Source organism: Commensalibacter sp. M0355 (genome assembly GCF_016101365.1).
Taxonomy (GTDB): Bacteria; Pseudomonadota; Alphaproteobacteria; order Acetobacterales; family Acetobacteraceae; genus Commensalibacter; species Commensalibacter melissae.
On record NZ_JACFQQ010000002.1, the window covers coordinates 340183 to 364707 of the forward strand.

Genomic DNA, 24525 nt, shown 5'->3' on the forward strand with positions numbered 1-24525 from the left:
CTAACTCTCCAATAAGACTTTATCAAATTACCAATAATAAATAACTTGGTATAATTTACGAACTTTTCTTATATACCTAGCTAGGATTATGATCCCTGTCCAGTCTTACTTTTTCCGATTATGTCTGGATATGGTATGATGTCTCACAGCCGCCTTTTTGATATTACGCTTAAAAATCGAATCCCGTTTTTTTGCAATTGAAGTACGTGACGAGGCCTGTGCCACTTCAACCGACTTTTTACCTCTTGTAGTACGGGCTGCACGAACAAGAATTACTTTTGGATGTTTATTATAACGTGAGTGTTTTTTCAAGGAATTTGTTCTTGCCAGATAAACCGGTCTAGCAACAGGAGCCACACCACTTTTTGCAAATCCGTCATCTAGTGCACTCATCATGTATTGATTTCGTGAACCATTACTTGGTGCACCCATAACAACACCAATCAAACGGACATTATCATGAACGGCTGATCCTACAAGATTATGCCCTGCCGCAGCTGTATAACCTGTTTTTAACCCATCCGCGCCAGCATAACCTTTTAACAGGGGATCGTGATTGGGAATTGTCCGTCCACGAAAATAAAAGTAAGGTGTTCTGAACAAAGGATAATATTGAGGAAAATCCGAAATCAAATGTTGTGCCAAAATTGCCAAATCACGTGCAGTTGTTAGTTGCCCAGGATTTGGAAGGCCAGAAGCATTATAAAAACGTGTCCGATTCATTCCCAAAACTTTGGCCTGTTGAGTCATCATTTTGGCAAAGCGTTCTTCGTCTCCACCTCCAATAAATTCGCCAAGAGCGCTAGCCGCATCATTCGCGGATTTAGTAATCAAGCCTAAAACAGCTTCCCTGACAGTAATATATGAACCTGGACGGACTCCTAATTTGGAAGGTTCCATTGAAGCTGCATGAATGGTTATAGGAATTCTCTGATCAAATCGTATGGCATTGGCATTTAAGGCACGAAATGCCATATATAAGGTCATCATTTTTGTCAAACTGGCTGGAAACCGTTTCAAATCAGCATCCTGTTCTGACAAGACTCGGCCATTAACGTCTATTACAATTGAACTGATTCTTCCTACATACTGGGCATGGGCATAATGCGCATAAAATAGTGTATAGGAATATACAGCCGTAAAAAAAACTAAGAAAAAATTCCTGGACGTTTTTCTCATAATTTTCTTAAGACTTACAGTAAAGTTTAACTGTTTCAATTTTTTTATATGATTGCAATAAGTGGACACTTTAATTTTCCAGCTTCTTTTTCATTAAACGTTTACTTGACCTTTAAAAATGATTAACTTCTTAAATTGTTTTGTTTATTTTTGGAATCAAATCCCCATGTTAAACAAAACGTTACAAGAAATTACACCACTATCTTTACGAATATATATTTGGGACTTTATATTCATATAAAAAATATACGTCTGAATTTACGCCATATTTTGCAACCATACAAGTCCAAATCAAAATCATTCAATTAAATTCTTCCTTAATTTGAACCTTAACAAAATATTTTATGAAATTTATAAAATGCACTCCAAATACATCATAATGAATCCCTTTAGTAAATCATTTTCTCTTTATTGTATGACTTCCAACCAGAACCAGCATGATTCTAGAAAGAACACAAAAACGCTGTCAAAAACAAATTTGAAGAAACCCACCCTGTATAAAGTTCTTATGCTCAATGATGATTTCACTCCCATGAATTTTGTCATTTACACATTGGAAACAATATTCAGAAAAACAACTGAAAATGCTGTTTCAATCATGTTAAAAATCCATCACAATGGAATAGGAATATGTGGTATATTCACATACGAGGTTGCTGAAACAAAAGTTATGCAGGTTATGAATCTTGCCAAACAACATCAATATCCACTGCAATGCCTATTAGAAAAAGAATAAATTTAATTAAATATGATTTGATCAAAATATTAACTGTATAAACCCTTTTCAATAACTATATTAAATAAAAGGAATATGTAGGATTTCTCTTTCGATATTTCACAGTTTGAAAGTTTAAATGATGTTATCTGATAACTTAGAACATTCCTTACGACAAGCTTTTGAGTTTGCTTTAAATTTTCAACATGAATACATGACGCTTGAACATTTGCTCTATGCATTAACAGGCGATCCCGATGCTATTGTAATTTTTGAAGCCTGTCAGATAAATCTTGAAAAATTACGTCAAGATATCTTCACATTTATTAAAAATGACCTGAATATTCTAGTAACTGAAAAAAAACCATCCCCCAAACCCACGCATGCATTTCAAAGGGTCATTCAAAACGCGTCTGTCCATCTTTCTTCAGACCCAAGTGAAAAAATTAGTGCCGTGCATGTTTTAATTGCTCTTTTTTCTGAGCAGGAAAGTCATGCGGTTTACTTTTTACAAATGCATAATTTGTCAAAATTGGACATTCTGAATTTTATCGCACATGGTATAACAAAAAATACAGAATCCACCCATTTTTTTGGATCAAATTTTTTACCTCAGAATGATATCGATAACCAGTTGAATGATCTGTTTACCTATACTGAAAAAGAAAATTCAAACTCTAAGAATACCAATCCCTTACAACTTTATTGCGTTAATCTAAACGATAAAGCCCGTCAAAACCGTATTGATCCCTTGATTGGAAGGCAATATGAAATTCGGCGTGCAATCCAAATATTGGCACGTCGAACAAAAAACAATCCGTTATTGGTTGGAAATCCTGGTGTAGGAAAAACCGCTATCATAGAAGGTCTGGCCTTACAGATTGTAAACAAGACAGCACCTGAGTTATTGCATAATTCCATAATTTATGCATTAGACATGGGAGTTTTATTGGCTGGTACACGATATAGAGGTGATTTTGAAGAACGTTTAAAATCCCTCATTCAATCCATTAAACAAGAAAAAAATGCCATTCTTTTTATTGATGAAATTCATACAATAGTCGGAGCTGGTTCCACTACAAACGGATCCATGGATGCATCAAACCTTTTAAAACCTGCACTCGCCGAAGGCAGTTTAAAATGTATCGGATCAACTACCTATAAAGAATATCGGCAATATATTGAAAAAGATCATGCCTTAGTCAGAAGATTTCAAAAAATCGATATTCCCGAACCTTCGATAGATGAAACAATCAACATCTTAAAAGGTCTTAAAAAAAATTATGAAAAATATCACAATGTTAAATACACTCATGATGCTCTTGAAACAGCAGTTACCCTATCTGCCAGATATATCCATGACCGTAAATTTCCGGATAAAGCATTAGACATAATTGATGAGGTTGGTGCAATACAGGCCATTTCCCCTGCCAAAAAACGCAAAAAAACGATTACAGTCAATGACATTGAAAAAACAGTTGCTAATATAGCCCGCATTCCTGAAAATACTGTTTCAACCAGTGATAAAAAGCTTCTCTCTCAAATTGATAATAAATTGAAAAAAGTTATTTTTGGACAGGATCAAGCAATTGAGACATTAGCTTCAGCCATAAGAATTTCCCGTGCCGGATTGCGTTCCGAAAGAAAACCAATAGGTAACTACCTCTTTGCAGGACCAACAGGCGTTGGAAAAACAGAAATCGCTCGACAACTTTCAATTCATCTTGGCATCAAGCTCATCCGATACGACATGTCTGAATATATGGAAAAACACTCTGTTTCAAGAATGATTGGTGCACCACCCGGTTATATCGGTTTTGATCAGGGCGGATTGTTGACAGATATAATTGACCAGAATCCCTATGCCATTCTTCTTCTTGATGAAATTGAAAAAGCTCATCCTGATTTACATAATATTCTTTTACAGGTAATGGATCATGGTATTTTAACAGATCATAATGGTAAGGAAATTAATTTTCGAAATATTATCCTTATTATGACCACCAATACAGGGGCAACAGAATTTACTCGTTCAGCAATTGGTTTTGTAAAATATCATCAAGCTGGATATGCAAACGAGGCCATAAACGAAAAATTCTCACCAGAATTCAGAAATCGTCTCGATGCGATTATTAATTTTAGACCTTTATCAAAACCAATCGTTGCTCAAATTGTTGATAAATTCATTAATGAACTAAACACTAGATTATCAAATAAAAACATTATTATAGAAATTTCCAAATCGGCAAAGGATTGGCTGGTTGAAAATGGATATGATCCATTGTATGGAGCACGTCCTATGCATCGTATTATTCAGGACTTTATTAACAAACCCCTCTCTAATGAAATATTGTTTGGTACATTAACAAAAGGTGGCAAAGTTCATGTAGTAGTAAAAAATAATAAAATATCCCTTAATTGCTTAAAAAAAATAAGTTCAATTTCATCAAGAAAAAATGAGCTGGTTTAAATAAATTTTACTTTATCATCAAAAAAATTCAAAAAAATGATGTTTCAAAACGCATAATTCTATTATTATATTTAAAATTCTAATTGAATTAATAATATTTTATACCATTTATAATCACATAACCTGGATAAGGCCATTTTCTGCTTGCTCCCTTATGCGTCCAATCAACTCCCTGATGTTTTGGACTATCATAATAATATCGCCCGACAACTTCAGCATAGTCCTCTCTTTTTACCCAAGGCCAGGTTGGAGCTTTCATTTCATCGAGATTATTCACAATTCGAATGGATACACCTTTCCCGACATAAAGATAAAAATAGCCATGTAAGCCACTTCTGGTATAACGTGCATCACTTACTGTGATCACCTTACCACAAAGATGAACAGGAACATCCTTAAAAGTTAAATGTTCAATATTATTTTCATACTCTTGTTGAATATGTAAAAAATTTTCATTATCACATTTATCAGAAGCAGGTTGTGCCAGACTTTGAAAAGAGTAAAAAAAGAGGCTGGACAATATGAACAGCCAAGAAAAAAAACGAGTTTCAATAATCATTGAAGATTATTCCTTAGACTTATTTAGATTTTTTATTTTTTTATCTTTACCGATTTTATTATTCTTTTTGATTTTTTTTCCTACTTTATTGTCAGAAAATTTACCTCCTAATTCAGCTTTCAGTGAATTTAAAGATTCCAGAACTTCTTGACTTGGCTTGGGTTCTGGAATATGAAGTTTTTCCAATTCATCAATCATGATTTCCGCGACAACCAAACGTGCAAACCATTTGTTGTTGGCAGGAATCACAAACCAGGGGGCGTTTGGTGCCGCTGTCTGCACAATAACCTCTTGATATGCACCTTGATATTCTTCCCAAAATTGACGCTCTTTTGGATCATTGGGGGAAAATTTCCATTGTTTTTCTTTATTTTCCAAACGTGCCAATAAACGCTTGCGCTGTTCCTCTTTGGATATATTTAAAAAACATTTAACTATTCCAATACCTTGTCGATAAATATATTTTTCGAAATTACGAATATCTTCATAACGGTCAGACCAGAAATTTTTATTGTTAAGTACCCGCAACGGTAGTTTTTGATTGGCCAAAATAGAGGGATGAACCTTGGTAACAAGCACTTCCTCATAATGACTTCGATTAAAAATCGTAATCTTGCCTCTGGAAGGAACGGCCATATGAATACGCCATAAATAATCATGCATCAATTCTACAGGACCAGGCTGCTTAAATGAAGTTATCGTAATGCCCTGCGGATTTATTCCAGAAGTGACATGTTTAATCGTACCGTCCTTACCAGAAGTATCCATACCTTGCAAAGCGACCAATAAAGCTGAATGCCCATTCGCAAATAACAGCTCTTGTAAATAACTTAACCGTTTAATACGTTTCTTCAGCACTTTTTTTGCTTCTTTGGGAGATAGGGATAATCCGGCAGTATCATCCGCATTATAATCCGTTATAAGAAATTTTTTTCCATCCTCTACACGATATTTTGTTCTTAACAACTCACGTATTGATTGATCCGACATTTAAAGCTCCTTTAATGTTAACGATAAATTATTACGATATATCAATTTCCTGTTTTTACTACTGCAACCCCACCCGGCGCTTGGCAAACAGGCATAAGTTCAATTCGATTAACATTGACATGAGAGGGAAGACTTAAAATCCAACGTACCGTTTCAGCAATATCCATAGCTGTTAAGGGAATTGTACCTTTGTAAACTTCTTTACCTTTAACAGAATCTTTTAGTCTTACCTCGCTAAATTCGGTTCCCCCACAAAGACCCGGTTCAATATTTGTTACCTTCAATGCAGTGCCAACCAGATCAGTTTTAAGATTTAACATAAACTGTTTAACAAATGCCTTTGTCGCACCATAAACATTCCCACCACGATATGGATACGTACCTGCAATACTGCCCAAGGAAATAATATGTCCTCTCTTTCTTTCAAGCATTCCACTAATAACCAACTGAGTCAAATGAATTAATCCAATAATATTTGTTTGAACCATCCGATCCCAATCCTTTAAATCAATATTGGGAATTGGCTCCACGCCAAGTGCCAATCCTGCATTATTGACCAAAACATCAATATTCTGAAATTTGGCTGGTAAACTACCCAATTGACGCAAAAACAATTCTGTTTTGGTCATATCCATTTCAAGTGGAAAAATTTTTCCAGGATGTTTGCTTGATAGGGATTCCAGTTTATTCATCCTACGTGCCGCTGCAACAACCTGATAATCCTCCTGCACCAATACTTCGGCTATTGCCATTCCAAATCCAGCCGATGCACCTGTGACCAGTACCGTTCCTCTCATGATTTTCATTCCCCTAACTATTAAAAAACTAAGTAAATTATAATAATTACATCACCGCAATTATAAATTATTTTTTTGAAACGGACCATTAAAAGCTGTTCATTTACATTTCATTAAATCTGATAGTATAGTTTAATTTGAATCATCTCATTTTAAATAAATTATTATATTTGGTTTCTTTGAAAAATGACACATTCTTTCCTTGATCTTACCAAAGGATTGGCAGGCTGTTTTCTAATGTCAAGTCCTTTTACAACCTCACCCGCATTTGCACAGACGGTTGTTTTTATTTGTGCATATTCTCCGAAGGAAGGTACAATGGGCATTGTCATTAACCGTCATATTGCCAAACCAACTCCAAAAGAATTGCTAAATCAGCTTGGAATTAAAACGATGCCAACATCAAATAATTTTTCCATTACAGCGGGTGGTCCAATTGAAAATGCCCATGGTCTGGTTCTGCACACAAATGACTGGAAAGGTAAGGAATCAGTCTATGTAACAAAACAAATCAAATTGAGTACAAGCCTGGATATCTTACGTGATTTATCAGAAGGGCATGGTCCTTCAAAAGCGTTACTAGCCCTTGGTCATGCCAATTGGTCACCAGGACAGCTGGAAGAGGAACTTAATAATAATCTTTGGTATGTTGCCCCCTGTCAGGAAAGCATTTTATACAATAAAAATTTCAAGAATAAATGGTCAGACTGCTATAAATCCATTCTAACAAATCCAAGAAAAATATCTTTATATTCCGGAGAAGCGTGATTTAGTTTGATACATAAAAAAATAACTCAAATATTTAATCGTTTCCGTTTCCTGAATAGCCAGCTCAACATTAACAAAGCATGTTATGATTTTTTTTCTAATATGACAAAACAAATTTGATTATTTAATGATACATTTGTTAGCTCTTACAGTTTGTTATTGAATGAAATAAAAACATACAATAAACAGATTTTTATCTTTACGTTTTTCTATATACAAATATAGAAAAACGATATGTAATTTTACCAAATTATTTACAGATTTTTTATTTATTTCAAGTAGTAGATAGACATTTTACACAAAAATTTTATTCGTTTATTGAACATAAATTCCAAACTAAAATAATTTTAAAAATATCCAAAATAGAACTGCAGATAACATAATTGAAACAGGCAAGGTTAAAATCCACGCCATTGCCATATTACGTATTGTTCTCCATTGAATACCATCACCATTGGCCAATGCAGTTCCTGCCACCGCAGAAGTCACGACATGAGTGGTGCTAATAGGCATATGAAACTGATTTCCCATTTGTATCATTGTCATCGCGACAGTTTCAGCAACCGCACCTTGACCATAGCTCATTTCATTTTTACCAATTTTCCTGCCTACTGTAACAACCACTCTTTTCCATCCAACCATTGTTCCCAAACCTAGGGCAATTGCAATTACAGCCTTGACCCACGGAGGAATGAATTGTATTGCCGTGACAATCTCTTTCTCGAATTTTTCAAATAAATCCTTTTGAGAAGATGTCAAGGGAGATACCTTGGTAAAATGCACCAGATTCTGTTCAACCAAATACAAATCGTTTCTTAAATTGGCCTGATATTCAACAGGGACTTGCTTAAAAGTTTCCTTGTTATTTACATCATGCTGGATAGATTGCAACATCATACGAATAGCAGGAATAGTTTCGGGAAAAATTTTACTGGACTGAATTGTTTTTGTCAGAATTTGACGACTTTGATCAATTGTAGGTAAATTAGGATTATTATTATATTTCATGAGAACTTGATCAATAACTACCGCTTTATTCATGAAATTCTCGACTTGTTTTGATGAAACCGCATTATTCAACGCATATGCGGTTGGTACGGTTCCTATCAAAATAAGCATGATTAATCCCATACCTTTTTGCCCATCATTTGAACCATGACTAAAGCTTACACCGGTACATGTAAGAATCAATAATAAACGGATCGGCCAAGGAGGTGTCTTTCCTGCTTCAGGTACTTTGTAAAAAGAGGTGATGGGCAAAAAATTCTTCAACAGAAACATTCCCAGTAATGCAATCGTAAATCCTGCCAAAGGACTGAATACAAGGGCTTTGAAAACCTGTAAAGCCTGTCCCCAGTCAACACCACTTGCCCTGTTATTTCCCATAAGCAACTGATTCATTAGACCAACGCCCAAAATCGAACCAATTAAAGTATGAGATGAAGAATTCGGAATCCCGAAAAACCAGGTTACCAGATTCCAGATCACTGCAGCCAGAAGTAATGCAAAAACCATTGAAAATCCAGCTTCACTTCCAACCTTGAGAACTAATTCAACAGGTAAAAGAGAAACTATTGTAAAAGCAACAGCGCCGCTTGAACACAAAACACCCAGGAAATTCCATAAACCTGACCAGACAACAGCTACAATTGGCGGCAAGGAATTGCTGTAAATTACAGTTGCAACAGCATTGGCCGTGTCATGAAAACCATTTATGAATTCAAAACCCAAAGCAATAACAAGAGCCAGAGCCAATAATACAAATGCCAGAAAAGATGGATTAGTAACGCCTATTATGTCTTCACGCAAATGAAGGATAATATAGATTATGCTACCCAATAAAACTAAGATAAAAGCGATCTTGTTGAAACGTGAATTATTAGGTAGGATCATATTCAAGGCTTTTTTCACTATAGACAAAATCCGTTTCTTGCATCATCAAATTGATCATAAAATTAACTTTATTTCAGAAACGCTACAATTTAGTTGGATAGAATTGTTTACGGATAGATTAATTGTTTACAATGGCCTGACCCCTTTATCATAGGTCTTCATATAGTCATCCAAACCTTAATTTATAATGTTTTCATATTTATCATCATCAACCTTTTTTTACAAAAGAAAAATATGCTTCTCAAGATATGAGATTTATATCTTTCACATTTATGAATAAAAAATCATATCCGTCATCGCAAAGATACACCCCGAACAATTAAGAACTATTTTCTTACGTGTTTTTTCTGTTTTCTCTTTATTTTTACAAATTATTTGTTTAAATAAATATGAGGCTTTTTATCAGATAAATTTCTTCAGTTGAAACTCTATTTACTCTCTACTATCCATGAATGACAATTTGATAAATTCGGAAGTTCCCTCTTATTTTCCAATAACTTTGCGTATAGATGGAACGCGAATAGTGATAATTGGCGGGGGTAAAATTGCGGCACGTAAAATCAGGCTTTTATTAAGAAAAAATGTACAAATTGAAGTTTATGCGCAAACCTTTAATAAAGAATTGCAAACCTATGAAAAAGAAAAACTGATTAAATTTTGTTCCCCTTTACTAAACGAAAATGATTTTATTCAAAATGCGAAAGACGCTACCTTAATTTTTATCACGACTGACGATCATGAATATAATACTCTTATTTCCCTATGGGCAAAAAAATTAAATATTCCTGTCTGCACCGTTGATAATGCGGAATTATCTACCTTTATCACCCCTTCGATTATTGATCGTGATCCTGTACAGATCGCCATCTCCACAGGAGGTTCCGCTCCTGTATTGGGACGGCGAATACGTCAAAAAATTGAACCTCTACTCGGACAAGTCATCGGTCCATTAGCTTCATTCATCGGAAAACACAGGAATTGGGCCAAGGAAATATTATCAACCCATCAAGAACGACAACGGTTATGGGAAAGATTCATTGATGGCTATGGCACTTCCCTTATTAGCCAACAAAAAGAAAAACAAGCATTTGATTTTCTCAAAAATATTGCAAAAGAACCTTTTTTGAAGAAAGGTGAGGTATGGCTGGTTGGGGCAGGACCGGGTGATCCGGATTTACTAACCATAAAAGCACTTCATCACCTGCAAAATGCTGATATCATTTTATATGATAATTTATTATCACCCAAAATCCTAGATTACATACGTCGTGATGCATTATTATTTTTTGTAGGAAAACAAAAAAATCACCATACTTTAAAACAAGAAGAAATAAATGATTCACTAATCAAATATGCACGACAAGGCAAACGAGTTTTACGATTGAAAGGTGGTGATCCTTTTATATTTGGCCGCGGTGGGGAAGAGGCCGAGGCATTAATGCATGCTGGAATTCCATTTAAAATTATACCCGGCATCTCCGCTTCTAATGGTTGTGCGGCATATGCCGGAATTCCCCTAACACATCGTGAATGTGCACAGGCCTGCTTATTTTTAACCGGTCATACCAAGAAAACAGATCAACTTAACCTACCGTGGGAGAACATGATATTTAAAGACCAAACCTTGGTCATTTATATGGGACTTTCTTCTTTACCTCTTTTATGTAAAACACTTATTGATAAAGGATTGGAACAAACATGGCCTGCTGCTGCGATTGAAAAAGGAACCTTTCACGATCAGCAGGTAATTATCGGAAATTTAAAAACCTTACCTGATTTGGTTATGCAAAAAAAAATAGGTAGTCCCGTTTTAATAATAATCGGTCAAGTCATTCATCACAGAGTTACATAAAACACATTCAGTTTGCAAAAGCATCATTCAAGGGAATGGAACATGTTTCAGAAACTTTCTTACGCCATCGATCAACATTGACGCCATAGGTAATCCCCTTGATAATCGATAGCGAGTGAAGCATACTGTAAAGTGAAAAGTCGTTCCAAGATAGCTGCCGTTTCAAATCCAACAAAGGATAATTTTTCATTAAGGGTTCCAGACAGTCAATCGCCTTTTGAGTTCTCTGGATCAAGCTCGGATCAGCCAGATCAGAAACAAATCCCCCGCCAGAGGGGTCCTTTTTTTTACGGTAATATTTCTTTGCTTCTTCTGTGGAAAATTCAGGAAACGGTGCATTTACCCAACGAGGATAGGTCAAGCGATAAATAAAACGTTGAACATGACTGATCCATTCCATAATTTCTTCATTATCATGCAACGTAATCTTTGGCTTATCTATGGTTGTATCAATATAGTTAATAATATCACGACTTTCCGGCATAAAGCGATTTTGCTGATATTCCAATATAGGCAACTGTTTGCGCCCTACCATTTGCATGGGACCATGAATGTCATCATATAGTAAATATGATATTTCGACGGGATAATTTTTCAAAACAAAAATCATTTTTGTCATGACACAAAAAGGACAATGTTCGTAAATATAAAGTTTCATAGCAATTAAACAACACCCCTCAAATTATCAACCCTGCAAATTATCAAAATTTAAATTAATATATTAAATCCCTTTTACTTTAATTAAAAATTATATTTGAGATTAAAATTACAAGGTCTTGTTGAATAATTTTACTATCATAACTTATAATTAAAAACTAAAATTATCATTTAGGAAATAAAAATGTTAATTCGAAAACAATTTCTTCTTCTTTTATCCATGTGTTATTTAATACCATTATATCATGCTTCTGCTAATCTTGGTAAAAATCAACTATCCATATGGCCTAAAGCAGAAAAAGGATATCAAAGAATCGTAATTCAACTACCACCCCTTTCAAATGAATACAATGCACGTGTTGAATTGATTCCCCAGAAAAAAATTAAATCAGACTGTAACACGGTCATAATCCACGGTCATATGACAACACAAACAATTCAAGGATGGGGATATGATTTTTACAGATTAGACAAAATCAGCAAACCAGCTTCTACCCTGATGGCCTGTCCACAGAACATTGAACAAGAGAAGCAGGTTTCAATTACGACCAATTTAACCTTTATAAACTACAATAGCAAACTACCCCTCGTTGTTTATGTTCCGGACGATATAACTCTTGCTTATCGGATTTGGACATCTTCTTCAATGCATCAAGCTAGAAATAAATAAATTTGCGGCATAACTTCATAGAGACAACAAAGATAAGATTGAAACAAACTTTTTTGCTTCATCTACCTCAGCAAAACTGAATATTTATTTAAATAACTTCCTATTGATTTATAAGATTTATATTCATTGGTCATACTGTCATATGTTATACAAACAAATTTGGATCTATCGATGAGTATATGTTTCAGGCTATAGAATCGTATGGTTATTCAACTATTTTTCACTTTGAACCTGATAAAATTACTTATAAGATATATATCTCGAAAATAGCTTTATTAATTTTCAGGTCCAGATTGTTTTTCAAGGCATCAGGCTGATGCAAATAAACCGTTTCAAAACTTATTTGATCTCCTTTTGTTACAGGAATCGCATTAGAAAAAGTTAACTTTGGACTGGCACAAATTGTATTCATCACATCATTGATATAAGGAATCAGGGGAAATTCAATTTGATTAACAGGTTGAAACAGAATTGTTTTTCCGGTTTTAACAATTTTTAAAACCAATTGATCGCCACCATGAAAAGAGATTGGTCCTGACAAATCCATATTTTCTTCCTTGAATATGAATGAGCCATTTATTTGTAACAAGCCCGTTGCGGGAATTTGCCATAATTCATTTTTATTTTGCCATTCATTTGAAATGTTTTGAACAGGGGATATTTTATCCAGTTTAAGTTTAGTCCATGAATTTTCTATTTTCTTTGAATATGGTATGATTGAATCTTTGGATGACAACCTTATATAATGGTGATTATTTGCAGAAAAAGATTTTTCTGACGGAACAGGTTTAACAGTCCGATTTGAAATATTTGTGACCGAGGGTCTTATCTCTACAATTTTATCATCATCCAATAATGATAAATTGGAAGAAACTACAGTTAAATCCGGTTTTCCCGATATGTTATTTTTTACCAAGACTTTATCATTAACAATATTCCATTCCCCAGAATTTTTCGGTTTATCCTTGATGGAGCAAAGTAAAACTGGTGAAGAATAACCTGGATAATCATGGCATAATATTAATGTGCCTATTGGAACATAATTTGGCAGTTCTTTAATGGAAAAGAATGCGAGTTGCAAAAAATCTGCTGAAAGATGTTTAGTCGAAACAACCCCATTACAACCAAGATAAATATTTTTAGGTTTTATTCCTGCTGTTCCAATATAAAGACTTTGTCCGGCAATCATTCCTTCTGTAACGACAGAAATCCCTTTTCCTATAGGATTCCCAGATATAAATGCATCTGTATGAATGGACTTGACATCAATATTCTCATTACACAATGAATTCCTTTTAATATCAAGTCTTGATGATTTTTCAATTTGCGATAGACAAGATTTGTCAGAAAGGTTATATTCAATTGAAACCGGCTTAACGACCCCCTGCATTGTAAAAATCTTGAACCATTTTGAATTAATTTTAGGGTCATATTGCCAGAGATTAAATGTTTTAAGATTTAATAATAAATCACCTTCAATCCAGGATAATCCAAATTCCTGTTTATAATTTTGATCTGGATCGCTGTTAATAACCCATAATTCAGGTTTTCTTAAACCGTGCCTTTGATTATAAACTGTTTTATTTTGACCAATAACATCCAGTAAAACCGTAAAAATTTGCTCTAATCCTGTATCAGTAATGATTTTAAATGCAATCGTCGATTTCGTATTTATTTTTCCTCCGGAAATATTGACTGAAAATTTACGTTTTGAAATCAAGAATTCATTCAGATTTATCGTAGGATCTCCACATTCAAATTCTATCGTATTAATGAATGATTGTGGATGCAGGGCGTAAGATAGATCAATTAAACAGATCATGTCACAATTTTCAGTTATCTGTATAAAATCTGTTTTATATCCCTTTTGCAAAACAGGTAAAATTGTCATCTTCCACTGTGAGAAATAAGGCATCATGAATCGTTTACAGCCTTTTTTGAACACACTTAAAACCATTTAACCTGTACCTTGTCTCTTTATAGAGCTATAGAGCATATTAATAATAATATTTTTAATTAATAGAAAAATAGTATATTGAATATGGGTAGGGTAGTAACCTGGATCAATCAATATAATTAAATTATATAAAATTAATTCTGATATAATGAATATTTTACCTAGACCCCTCTTTCAGTTTTTAATTATCCCCATAGGATTAAGTCTGATTTTACTTTCCCCTTCTTATGCAAAAACTGAGAAAGATAAACCGATGAATGATATAGATCGTGTTATCAAACCTGAAAAAAAACAGATTCTTGTACTAACTACCGGAGGAACCATCGCAGGATCAGCAACAACAGACAAGCTCGAATATAAAGCAGGCAACACCAAAGGAGAAGATCTTATCGCTTCCATACCTGCTTTACAAAACATGGCAAAAATTCATGTTGTTCCTGTGGCGCAAATCGGTTCTCAGGATATGTCTGATACAATTTTGTTAAAATTGGCCAAAAAAGTTCAGGCTGCTGAAAATGATCCTTCGATATCAGGAATTATCATTACCCATGGCACTGATACCATGGAAGAAACCGCTTTTTTTCTTGATAAACTTATAAATTCGAAAAAACCAATTATTTTGACGGGTGCAATGCGCCCGACCAATTTTATCAGTTCAGATGGTGCATCCAATCTTGTCAATGCTGTTAAATTGGCTACACGCCCTGAGGCTTATCACCAACCTGTCATGATAGTAATGAATGACATGATTTATGATGCACATTCTGTTCAAAAAAGCCATACAACCAGCCTTCAAACTTTTCAATCCCCCAATACAGGGCCAATCGGCATTATCAATAATGATCATGTATATTTTTACCGTACGTCCAATAATGCAAGGAAACATATTTACGCCATACCTAAGAAAGCCCCTTTTCCGCGTGTTGAAATTATTTATTCTCATATCCAGACGGATGGAGATCTTATTCATGATGCGGTCAAAAGAGGTGCAAAAGGCATAATCCTTGCTGGCGTTGGCGATGGAAATACATCAACCCAGGCGATACAAGCATTGAAAGAGGTCGCCAGCAAGGGTGTTATTGTTGTTCGATCCAGCAGAACGGGAAGCGGATTTGTCAATCGTAATGTTGAAGTTAATGATGATGCCAACAAATTTATAGCCGCAGCTGATTTAAACCCGCAAAAAGCCAGAATTTTGTTACAACTTATCTTGGCAAACAAGATTAATGGATTAGATACTATTCAACAACTTTTTTATGAAATGAACTGAGTTAAAATAAATGCCATTATTATTATAAATATGGCATCCTAATTTTCACAATTTGATTCGTAAGCTTTAATTTTTTTTACAAGCTTGAAATCAGAACAAGATTACGTTTATCCTAAACCTTCATTTAGAATAATTTTTATTAAAACCCAAATGTGGAGTTTTAGATTGATAAAATTTTTATCGTATACAATCCTGTCTCTAATAATCTCTTTGACTGTTTTATCGAATTTGGCATATGCAAGATCTGTAAATACAAAATCCAGTGTTAAAATCGGTCCATTAAATAAATCGTCTAGAATTTTACCACAAATAGAAATTTTCGAAAGCCATGTCGGCATAAGCAAAAATTATGTCATAGCCTTAGATCCCATCCATCCTGGAGCAACTTTAATAGCCTACAATTCTCCTACCTGTCAGGCAAATACCCATGGAAATACGAAACTCAACCATCATGATCCATCAAAACTAGAATTCACTGCCAAAGAAGATCCCTATTGCAAAATATCTATGCAAATTACAAAAAACCATCAATTGAAAATACTTAGTGAGACAATTCCTTGTAGTACATGGCATGGGGATTTTTGCTCTTTTGAAACATTGCCAATAGTAAACCGTATTTATCCGATAACGATTAAAGAGAATATTTCTTCAAGCAAATCCGAAGAAAAGGGTCAACCCAAATGAAATCCTTATCCTTGATATCAAAAATAAAATATGCATATACAATTATCTGCATTATTTTATCTTTACCCACAATGGCAATGAATCCATCTCATTCCTCACAATCCATTACAGAACAAACTGTCGAAAAGGACACCGTTAATCTGATCCTCTATGAAAACAGAACTCAGGGTAATTATGCGGCTGTAGGTTATATGCCATACTATCCCGCTTATGGCATGATTCATTATAACACTCCAAGCTGCAAAATTGAGATTACGGGTTTTGTTGATCCTTTTGCACTCAAGAAAAATAAATTAATTATCAGCTATAAGAAATGCAGGATATCTTTTGACCAGGATGGACAATCCCTAAAAAATCCACATGAAACTGAAGCATGTATGATTTATCATGTCAAGGAATGTAATTTTAAGGCGCTTTCTAATTTAAGAAAAATTAATTTTCAATCCAATACAGAATAATTAACAAAATATCATACACAATCTCACGAAATTGCGTATGATTGAATGCAACTACAAAACAATATTATAGTTTTTTAACCATTTATGACCAATTCTATCAGCAGCCATAATAGCGGCATAAACCTGATCTTCAGAAACTTCGAAAGGCATGTTGTGTATAGTGTCATCTTTTGCACAACTTGCCTTTGCCACTTTCATTATTTTTCCCTTAAGATCATCATTATCCTGTATACCAATTTGGTCAAGAGTAACCGGTAAACCTATTTGTACACAAAAATCAAGAACGGTTTCCAATTCTTCCTGTTTCGCATTTTCAAGTACAAGCTGAGCTAAAGTGCCGAATGCAACTTTTTCACCGTGTAACATGGAATGACATTCTTCAAGAACGGTTAATCCATTATGGATTGCATGTGCCCCTGCCAAGCCAGAACTTTCAAATCCGATGCCACTTAAATACGTATTCGCCTCGATAATGTTGTCGACAGCTTTTATAGCAACTCCAGCCTCGACAGCCGCTTTCGCCTTCAACCCTTCTTCCAACAAGGTTTCATAACATAACCTGGCCAAATTCAAGGCTGCCAATGTTGATTGCCCCCCTGCCATGGAGACAGCTCTTGCTTCATAACAGGCTCTGGCTTCAAAATAGGTAGATAATGCATCTCCCATTCCTGAAATCAATAAACGAAGGGGTGCATTGGCAACAATTGTGCTATCCATAATTACCATATCAGGATTGGAAGGATACATCAAATATTCCTCAAAAGCGCCATCTTCGGTATAAATTACAGATAAAGCGCTGGTTGGCGCATCATTCGATGCAGCTGTCGGCACAATTATAACCGGAACCTTATTATAAAACGCAATGGCTTTCGCTGTATCAAGGGCTTTCCCGCCACCAACACCGACAACCCCTTTGCAACCGTGTCTCTTTAGAATTTCACCTAAACGATTAATCTCTTTTTTACAACACTCTCCCCTAAAAATTTCAAAATATGCCTGCACCGAGGAAATCTGGAAACTTTTTTCCAATGTGGCTTGTGTCAAATTCATTACAAAACTATCAGCGACAACCAAATAACTATTGGCCAGCATCAAGGCATATTTACCAACTTTTTCAAGTGCACCAGCACCTTGGATATATTTTGACGGAGATTGAATAATCGTTAACATCACAAATCCTCTGATTATGTGTTCCTATTTTCAAATATTCACAACCATGGAATATACTAAATAGTTTAATACCAACTTAATTATACATAATAAGGATAGTTTATTTTACAAATAATTTAAATATAATTGAGCATGCAAACATTATAAAAACACATGCTGACAATCTATCTATCCTGAACTTATAGATTTGATAAAAGGCCTGTATCCCGGAATGTGAAAAAACCAATCCTACAAAAAGAAACCAGATCAGGCTTTCAAGCGTTATCATAATAAAAATAAAAAAAAACATTGGAAGGATTTGACCCAAAATGAATAATTGAAAAAATACTTGAAAAATAAAGTAAAGCTTTCGGGTTGGTTAAATTGGTAAGCAATCCGGTAAAAAAATATGAATGACCAATGCCGTGCTTTGCCGGCAATGGTAAATCAACCGATCTGTAAATCTGAAATGCCAGATAAAATAAATAAACTAACCCGCCAAATAAAACTAATTCTCGTAAAAAAGGGTAATATTGAAAAATAAGGTGCAATCCCAACAACGAGAACAAAGCCCAGATAATTGCCCCCAATGTTGTACCCGTTACAACTTGAATGACAGTTTTTTTATTGCCTGTTAACCTTGTTCTTGAATTTAATAGAAAATCAGAGCCCGGTACTACCAATACACATAAGTGTATGAAAAATATGCTGATAAAAAGCATAATACAATAAAATTCTCATTAACTATTCAAAAAGGTCAGAAACAGTATTCCATATTAAATTCAATTCTTGTCTTCAAAATATAAAAAATATTACTTAACCCTTGGACGAACAGGTTTAGGCAAGGGAAATTTATTTTCCTTGATATCATTGGATAACGCTGGAAAAGGATCAATCCCGGTTTTGTAAATGAAAAAAGCTATACTCATGCGATAACATACAGGCCTATGTGAATTTTTACAAAAATAAACCCCAGCCTTTTCTAAGGATGGAATATAAACCGCTTTCCAGACTGCATAAGGAACCCATACTCCGTCATAACCGATTCTTTTGACCGGTTCCTGAAAATAAGAACCCGTTATAACATATAACTGATCATAGGATATTGCCATTTTCCTTACATTATGTTCAATCCAGTTCCATTTTCCACTATTCAGCTGCTTTGTCTGAGGTACAATATTACTGGAGATAAAAGTCTGTAACTGAGATTGATAATCAGGCATATCTCCACTAGGCGTCATATGACCACGATCAAAACCTGATCCTCTGTAATCCCTGACAACAGGATCACGATTATCAAATTTACCATATCTTTTCATATTCTTACTGGCCATTACCTGATTTTTTGTCAAAAATTCAGCTGAATAAATATTCCCCAAAGTTATATCTGAAAAAGAAGCGGCATAATCTTTGAAGCAGACTGTTTTTATCGGCCATTCAATAACTGGCGGTTTTCCATATAAAAACTTATTTTGACATGGAATTTGCGCTTGAACACAAATTCCAAATCCCAATAAAATAAAAAGTAAAACCAATAACTTTTTTTTCACAATTACTCTTCAATCTTTATCTAGTCCATTAAAAAAATAATGATTGATACATAATTACTGCGAACCTATTGCACAATATAAAGACAATTTTTTCTGATTAAATTTAATCTCTTGAACCATATTTAAAAATTATAAAATTTGGTTTTTTAAAATTATCAATTTTTTGTCATGTAAAGACCATAACAGCTTTAAAACACTAATTACGATAATTTTATTATATTAACTTAAAAATATGATTTAAAAATAACGATATATATTTGTTGAAATGACAAATTTTTCTGATAGAAATTCAAATAATAAATTCCGAGAAAAATCAATAATGGAAATTTTCAGTTTCTATAAATTATTTTTGAAATAAAAAAACATATAATCTTTTGAATTTATTACGAACTATATTTAGTTGGAATATTTAAAATAAAAACCAAGTTATGACGATAATATCTTATTCTCAAGCATTTATACATTTAATAACAATATATGAACTAATTTCATATAATTTCTTTTGTACGCTACAGAAAATATAATGATTATTTGATTAAAAAATTAATCTATATTAAGTAAGATTTAACTTAATGAATTATTAATTGGAGCGGGCGATGGGATTCGAACCCACGACCCCAACCTTGGCAAGGTTGTGCTCTACCCCTGAGCTACGCCCGCTCTGAAGAGCGTAAAAGCCTTTTATGATATTTCTATTAAAGATGCAAGCGGAAAAAACAAAAATTAAAAATTATTTTTATTTCCTGTCTCTCATCCACTATAATATATACAAAAACCAATTCTAATATCTAGAAATTGTTAAACATATGAGAATCAAATTTTTCATTTAAATGAAACAGGATATGATTTATGGCGCTTTTTAACTCCCCGTCCCAACCTGCAAAAGGTCAACTTTTGACTGAACATGGAACAGCCATTTCATCGGCTTCTTCTTCCAAAACGAGTATTATTGAAGGTAATCAAAATAACTTTGTTCAGGAAGTCATTGAAGCCAGCCAAAAAATTCCTGTTTTAGTTGATTTTTGGGCGAATTGGTGCAACCCTTGCAAACAACTTACACCATTATTGGAAAAAATTGCAAATGCCACTCAAGGACGCGTGAAACTTGTAAAAATCGACATAGACGCAAATCAAGCCCTTGTCCAACAGTTGATGCAGATCGGCCTTCCCATTCAGTCTATCCCTCTGGTTGCTGCTTTTTGGCAGGGGCAAATAGTCGATTTATTTCAAGGGGTGCAAGCTGAAAATGCAATTCAACAATTTGTCAGTCAATTATTAAAAACCGCTGGCAGTGCAATGCCCAGCGCGGATTTAATTGAACAGGGACAAACATTGTTGCATGACAAAAAATTCGATGAGGCAATGGGTGTTTTTTCCCAAGCCCTTGAACTGGAACCTGAAAAACCGGAAGCATGGGGCGGGTTGATACGATCAATTCTTGCCAGTGCAGGACCAGAAGCGGCACAGGAAAGTCTTGAACAAGTTCCGGAATCCATACAGGATCATGCCGAAATTATAGGTGCGAAATCTGCCATTGAGCTTACTCTGGAAGGTAAAAAAAACACTGGGGAAACACAGGCATTAATGGATAAAATCAAATCGGATCCAGATAATTATCAGGCACGCTATGAACTGGCTACCGCTTTAAATGGTGCCGGAAAAAGAAATGAAGCCGCACATGAATTGCTTGAAATTATGAAAAGAGACAAAAGCTGGAATGATGAAGCTGCAAAAAAACAATTGTTACGTTTTTTTGAATCTTGGGGATTTGACGATCCAGCCACGTTACAGGGGCGTCGTCAATTATCAACCTTATTATTTTCTTAAGCCCGATTGCCAATAGAATTTATCTAATTCATTAAAGGATAAACAAATGTCTCAAAATACCCCTCCCATTGATCCAAAACTGCTTTCAATCCTTGTCTGTCCTGTGACAAAAGGCCCTCTTATTTATGATCGTGAAGCTGATGAACTGATCAGTTGCAATGCAGGTCTGGCTTATCCAATTAGGGATGGCATACCAATAATGCTTGCCAATGAAGCAAGAACATTAAGCGATGATGAAATCTCAAACTATAAGAAACCAAAATAATATCATTAAAAGCATTTCATGAGGAAAAGATATCATGACCTCTGCAAAAATCATTACAAAGCGCCTTTAATGTAAATTGAATGATGGAAGGGCAAGATTTTTTAGCCTCTTCCAGCAGTGGATTTAACAAGGAATTAAAATCAACATGAATATCACAGGCATTCCGCAATTTTTTATGTTTGCCGTTGGCCTGTCTTACAGACTGAATTTTAAAAAAATAAAATATTTCTTTTAAAGCATGTTCCAAGGCTTTTTCGGTATTGGGATGTAATTTTTGACCATAAGCCTCCATTGCTCTTGCCACAAAAATACTATCACTTTGCAAACGTCGCAAAATTGGAAATAACTGCACAAGCACAGGATCCGTTTCTTCCAAAACACAGGTAGGCCGTTCTTTACGTGCTTCATCTATATCACTGGCCAATTCGCGAAGTTCTGTAATGATTTCATCATTTTTGGCTTCAACAGCATCCCATGAAATTCCTTCAATCAATACAGCGTGTAATAATTTATATAATTTACTAAAAGCTTCCTTGGCATGTAAAAAGGCATGATATCTAGCCTGAGGTCTCAATATACAATAACTAACCAATAAAGAGGCCAATACACCTACAACAATTGAAAAGATACGATCAAAAGGTCTTTCAAAAATCCCTCCGGGTGAAGGGAATAGAAAAACGACTGCAAGTGTCACAACTCCAAGCCTCATGGTGGGACGCCATGAAACGAACATAACCATCGGAATCATTACGATTGTAAATACTATAATCGGTGACCAGCCACAATAAATCTGCAAGGCAATGGCTATGATCCCTGCAATTCCACCAATCAGAGAACCAATAATTTGATCACGACTGGTCTGAAGGGTTTGAGCGATACGACTTTGCGTCACGATAACAGCTGTAATTAATGCCCAATAAGGTTCGTTCAATTTACATAGATGTGCAAGTAGGCTTGCTGTTGCTACAGATAATAATAACCGAACACTTTGAATAACAGCGGGATATAAATTCAGCCTTTTAATTCCAAACCTCATTTATACCTTGCTCGATTAACCGTAAATCCTGGAATTCATGATCAGAATTATCGTTTATGATCGCTTTTGTTTCTTTCGGAAACGAACGGGACTGCAACCCAATGCATAACAGAACCGCTTTGAACCAGCAAAAGCATTGAAGTGGGATTTCTGTTTTCTTTTTTTACACTTGTGATTGCCTGTTGAAGCATATCAACATCATTTACAGTTTTAGTATTTGTTCCCACAATTACATCTCCAGGCTTTAAACGCTGCATCAAATTTTTCTCTTTATGATGTACGGCGGTCACTACAACGCCCTGCTGTTTTTCTGCCAGATTATATTTCTGTCTTAGTAAATTCGTTATCGTACTGACCGTAATATTCAGATCTTTAATTACTAATACCCTTGCCTTTTCATCCTGAATATCACTCTCCTTACTTTCCTCATTTTCTTCAAGATTTTGTATCTCTATGGGTAAATCAACAACTTTTCCCCGTCTTATAACTGTTAAATTAATTTGTGAATGAATGGGAGCGGCAGCAACCATCCTTGGCATTGTGTGGGCTGTAACAACCTGGCTATTTATTTTTTCTATGATATCGCCAGATTTTAATCCAGCTTTATCAGCAGGGCTACCCTTCTCAATTTTTACAACCAAGGCTCCCTGAAACGGTTTTACATTCAGGCTACTCGCTATACTTTCATTAATTTCCTGGATACGAACACCAATCCATCCACGAGTCACCTTGCCGTTTACACGAAGCTGATTGATAATATCCCTTGCCTCATTGGCAGGTATGGCGAAAGCAATGCCTATTGACCCTCCAGAAGGTGAAAAAATAGCTGTATTAATGCCTATGACCTCTCCTTTGATGTTAAATAAGGGACCTCCGGAATTTCCCTTGTTGATTGGGGCATCTGTCTGAATAAAATCGTCATATGGCCCCTGTTCTATATCCCTTCCCCTTGATGAAATAATACCGAATGTCACGGTTCCAGATAATCCATATGGGTTACCAATCGCCAAAACCCAGTCACCTATCCTTGAATAATCACTATTGCCAAAATGCGCAATGGTTAATGGTTCTTTCACATTAATCTTAAGTAAGGCAATATCTGTTCTTTCGTCATATCCCTTCAATACCGCTTTAACCGTCCGATTATCCTGTAAAGTTATCAAAATCTGGTCGGCATCTTTAATAACATGATAATTTGTTACGATAAGGCCTGATGAATCAATAATGAAACCAGAACCCAACGCCTGAAGATGATCCATACCGTCATCGGGACCACTCTTGCCATTCATATAGTTTTGAAAGAATTTTTCGAAAGGGGAATCTGGATCAGAAGCGGTATCCTCCGTATTGTCATCATCTTCATCGTCATGCTGCCCCGGTTTAAGAACTCGACTGGTTGAGATATTAACCACCGTCGGCAATAATTTTTCGGCAACATTTGCAAAACTACCAGAAGAACATCGAGAACTAAATTTATCTGGCCAAGTTAAACGACCTATAAAAGGTAAGTTAACAGAAGGTTGAGCTTGCAACCGATGAGTTGAAACCAAACCGAATATCCCCATGGTAAGGATCAAACAACGTGTCAAATCCCCTTGAAAAAGATTTTTTGACATACTTATTCTTTATTCATTAAAAATAATAACAGCATTATTACAGGTTACTTCATGCGCAAACTTATCTCTTTTCTAAAAACATGCAGAGATCAAATAACTGAATTAATTTAACCATAAAATTCATTAAAATAAATATAAATCTATCTAAAATCATGATTTTATG

At 34.9% G+C, this 24525-nt stretch carries 22 protein-coding genes and 1 tRNA gene; 10 read left to right on the plus strand and 13 right to left on the minus strand.

What is annotated here, in order from left to right:
• Positions 1–105: 105 nt before the first annotated feature.
• Positions 106–1179: a D-alanyl-D-alanine carboxypeptidase family protein gene (locus H3T44_RS05270; RefSeq protein ID WP_198196455.1), complete on the minus strand. Its 1074-nt coding sequence runs from the start codon at positions 1177–1179 to the stop codon at positions 106–108.
• A gap of 415 nt (positions 1180–1594) precedes the next feature.
• On the opposite strand from H3T44_RS05270, the gene clpS reads away from it, so the two are divergent.
• A complete protein-coding gene (clpS, locus tag H3T44_RS05275) occupies positions 1595–1915 on the plus strand; it encodes an ATP-dependent Clp protease adapter ClpS (protein WP_198196542.1) in 321 nt (106 codons plus the stop codon).
• Between the two features lie 121 nt (positions 1916–2036).
• A complete protein-coding gene (gene clpA / locus H3T44_RS05280; protein ID WP_198196543.1) occupies positions 2037–4364 on the plus strand; it encodes an ATP-dependent Clp protease ATP-binding subunit ClpA in 2328 nt (775 codons plus the stop codon).
• A gap of 88 nt (positions 4365–4452) precedes the next feature.
• Here the strand turns inward: clpA and H3T44_RS05285 are convergent, their stop codons facing one another.
• Genes H3T44_RS05285 through H3T44_RS05295 form a run of 3 tightly spaced genes read right to left on the minus strand, consistent with a single transcriptional unit; the run spans position 4453 to position 6710 of the window.
• The gene (locus H3T44_RS05285) at positions 4453–4923 is read right to left on the minus strand and encodes a DUF3465 domain-containing protein (protein ID WP_198196456.1); all 471 of its coding nucleotides are present in this window, start codon (positions 4921–4923) and stop codon (positions 4453–4455) included.
• Between the two features lie 6 nt (positions 4924–4929).
• On the minus strand, positions 4930–5913 hold the full coding sequence (locus H3T44_RS05290; protein ID WP_155567875.1) for a PPK2 family polyphosphate kinase: 984 nt from the start codon (positions 5911–5913) through the stop codon (positions 4930–4932).
• A 41-nt stretch (positions 5914–5954) separates the two neighbouring features.
• On the minus strand, positions 5955–6710 hold the full coding sequence (locus tag H3T44_RS05295) for an SDR family NAD(P)-dependent oxidoreductase (RefSeq protein ID WP_198196457.1): 756 nt from the start codon (positions 6708–6710) through the stop codon (positions 5955–5957).
• A gap of 186 nt (positions 6711–6896) precedes the next feature.
• Here H3T44_RS05295 and H3T44_RS05300 point away from each other — a divergent pair, with 186 nt between their 5' ends.
• Complete coding sequence (locus tag H3T44_RS05300) at positions 6897–7478, plus strand: YqgE/AlgH family protein (RefSeq protein ID WP_122123309.1); 582 nt, start codon at positions 6897–6899, stop codon at positions 7476–7478.
• 336 nt (positions 7479–7814) lie between these two features.
• Here the strand turns inward: H3T44_RS05300 and H3T44_RS05305 are convergent, their stop codons facing one another.
• The gene (locus H3T44_RS05305; RefSeq protein WP_198196544.1) at positions 7815–9371 is read right to left on the minus strand and encodes an inorganic phosphate transporter; all 1557 of its coding nucleotides are present in this window, start codon (positions 9369–9371) and stop codon (positions 7815–7817) included.
• A gap of 460 nt (positions 9372–9831) precedes the next feature.
• Here H3T44_RS05305 and cysG point away from each other — a divergent pair, with 460 nt between their 5' ends.
• On the plus strand, positions 9832–11223 hold the full coding sequence (gene cysG / locus H3T44_RS05310; protein WP_232342129.1) for a siroheme synthase CysG: 1392 nt from the start codon (positions 9832–9834) through the stop codon (positions 11221–11223).
• A gap of 7 nt (positions 11224–11230) precedes the next feature.
• Here cysG and grxB read toward each other — a convergent pair whose 3' ends face one another.
• A complete protein-coding gene (gene grxB, locus H3T44_RS05315; RefSeq protein ID WP_198196459.1) occupies positions 11231–11881 on the minus strand; it encodes a glutaredoxin 2 in 651 nt (216 codons plus the stop codon).
• A 183-nt stretch (positions 11882–12064) separates the two neighbouring features.
• Here grxB and H3T44_RS05320 point away from each other — a divergent pair, with 183 nt between their 5' ends.
• Positions 12065–12550 carry an ecotin gene (locus H3T44_RS05320; protein ID WP_198184784.1) on the plus strand — a complete coding sequence of 162 codons (486 nt, stop codon included), beginning with the start codon at positions 12065–12067 and terminating at the stop codon, positions 12548–12550.
• A gap of 244 nt (positions 12551–12794) precedes the next feature.
• On the opposite strand, the gene H3T44_RS05325 is transcribed toward H3T44_RS05320, so the two are convergent.
• The gene (locus H3T44_RS05325) at positions 12795–14507 is read right to left on the minus strand and encodes a hypothetical protein (protein ID WP_198196461.1); all 1713 of its coding nucleotides are present in this window, start codon (positions 14505–14507) and stop codon (positions 12795–12797) included.
• Positions 14508–14655: 148 nt separating this feature from the next.
• On the opposite strand from H3T44_RS05325, the gene H3T44_RS05330 reads away from it, so the two are divergent.
• The 3 genes from H3T44_RS05330 (at position 14656) to H3T44_RS05340 (ending at position 16919) form a co-directional block, all read left to right on the plus strand.
• Positions 14656–15777 (plus strand): asparaginase, encoded by a 1122-nt coding sequence (locus tag H3T44_RS05330; protein ID WP_232347518.1) that lies wholly within the window; start codon positions 14656–14658, stop codon positions 15775–15777.
• Between the two features lie 165 nt (positions 15778–15942).
• Complete coding sequence (locus H3T44_RS05335; RefSeq protein ID WP_198184782.1) at positions 15943–16461, plus strand: hypothetical protein; 519 nt, start codon at positions 15943–15945, stop codon at positions 16459–16461.
• Positions 16458–16919, plus strand: coding sequence for a hypothetical protein (locus H3T44_RS05340; RefSeq protein WP_122123301.1), 462 nt, complete (start codon positions 16458–16460; stop codon positions 16917–16919). Before H3T44_RS05335 ends, H3T44_RS05340 begins: the two co-directional genes overlap by 4 nt.
• Before the next feature lie 51 nt (positions 16920–16970).
• Here H3T44_RS05340 and H3T44_RS05345 read toward each other — a convergent pair whose 3' ends face one another.
• From H3T44_RS05345 to H3T44_RS05360, 4 genes are all read right to left on the minus strand, one after another.
• Positions 16971–18089 (minus strand): glycerol dehydrogenase, encoded by a 1119-nt coding sequence (locus H3T44_RS05345; protein WP_122123300.1) that lies wholly within the window; start codon positions 18087–18089, stop codon positions 16971–16973.
• A gap of 254 nt (positions 18090–18343) precedes the next feature.
• Entirely contained in the window at positions 18344–18790 is a 447-nt protein-coding gene (locus H3T44_RS05350) for a LysE family transporter (protein WP_198196463.1), read from the minus strand.
• A 90-nt stretch (positions 18791–18880) separates the two neighbouring features.
• Positions 18881–19618, minus strand: coding sequence for a DNA/RNA non-specific endonuclease (locus tag H3T44_RS05355; RefSeq protein WP_198196465.1), 738 nt, complete (start codon positions 19616–19618; stop codon positions 18881–18883).
• Between the two features lie 585 nt (positions 19619–20203).
• Positions 20204–20278 (minus strand) — tRNA-Gly (locus H3T44_RS05360).
• Between the two features lie 189 nt (positions 20279–20467).
• On the opposite strand from H3T44_RS05360, the gene H3T44_RS05365 reads away from it, so the two are divergent.
• Together H3T44_RS05365 and H3T44_RS05370 are read left to right on the plus strand one after the other, a co-directional pair.
• Positions 20468–21445: a co-chaperone YbbN gene (locus tag H3T44_RS05365; protein ID WP_198196467.1), complete on the plus strand. Its 978-nt coding sequence runs from the start codon at positions 20468–20470 to the stop codon at positions 21443–21445.
• Positions 21446–21491: 46 nt separating this feature from the next.
• Positions 21492–21710 (plus strand): Trm112 family protein, encoded by a 219-nt coding sequence (locus H3T44_RS05370; RefSeq protein WP_155569002.1) that lies wholly within the window; start codon positions 21492–21494, stop codon positions 21708–21710.
• Between the two features lie 16 nt (positions 21711–21726).
• Here H3T44_RS05370 and H3T44_RS05375 read toward each other — a convergent pair whose 3' ends face one another.
• Both H3T44_RS05375 and H3T44_RS05380 read right to left on the minus strand, forming a co-directional pair.
• Complete coding sequence (locus tag H3T44_RS05375) at positions 21727–22746, minus strand: aromatic acid exporter family protein (protein WP_198184775.1); 1020 nt, start codon at positions 22744–22746, stop codon at positions 21727–21729.
• A gap of 47 nt (positions 22747–22793) precedes the next feature.
• Positions 22794–24362 (minus strand): Do family serine endopeptidase, encoded by a 1569-nt coding sequence (locus tag H3T44_RS05380; protein ID WP_232347519.1) that lies wholly within the window; start codon positions 24360–24362, stop codon positions 22794–22796.
• Between the last annotated feature and the right edge of the window lie 163 nt (positions 24363–24525).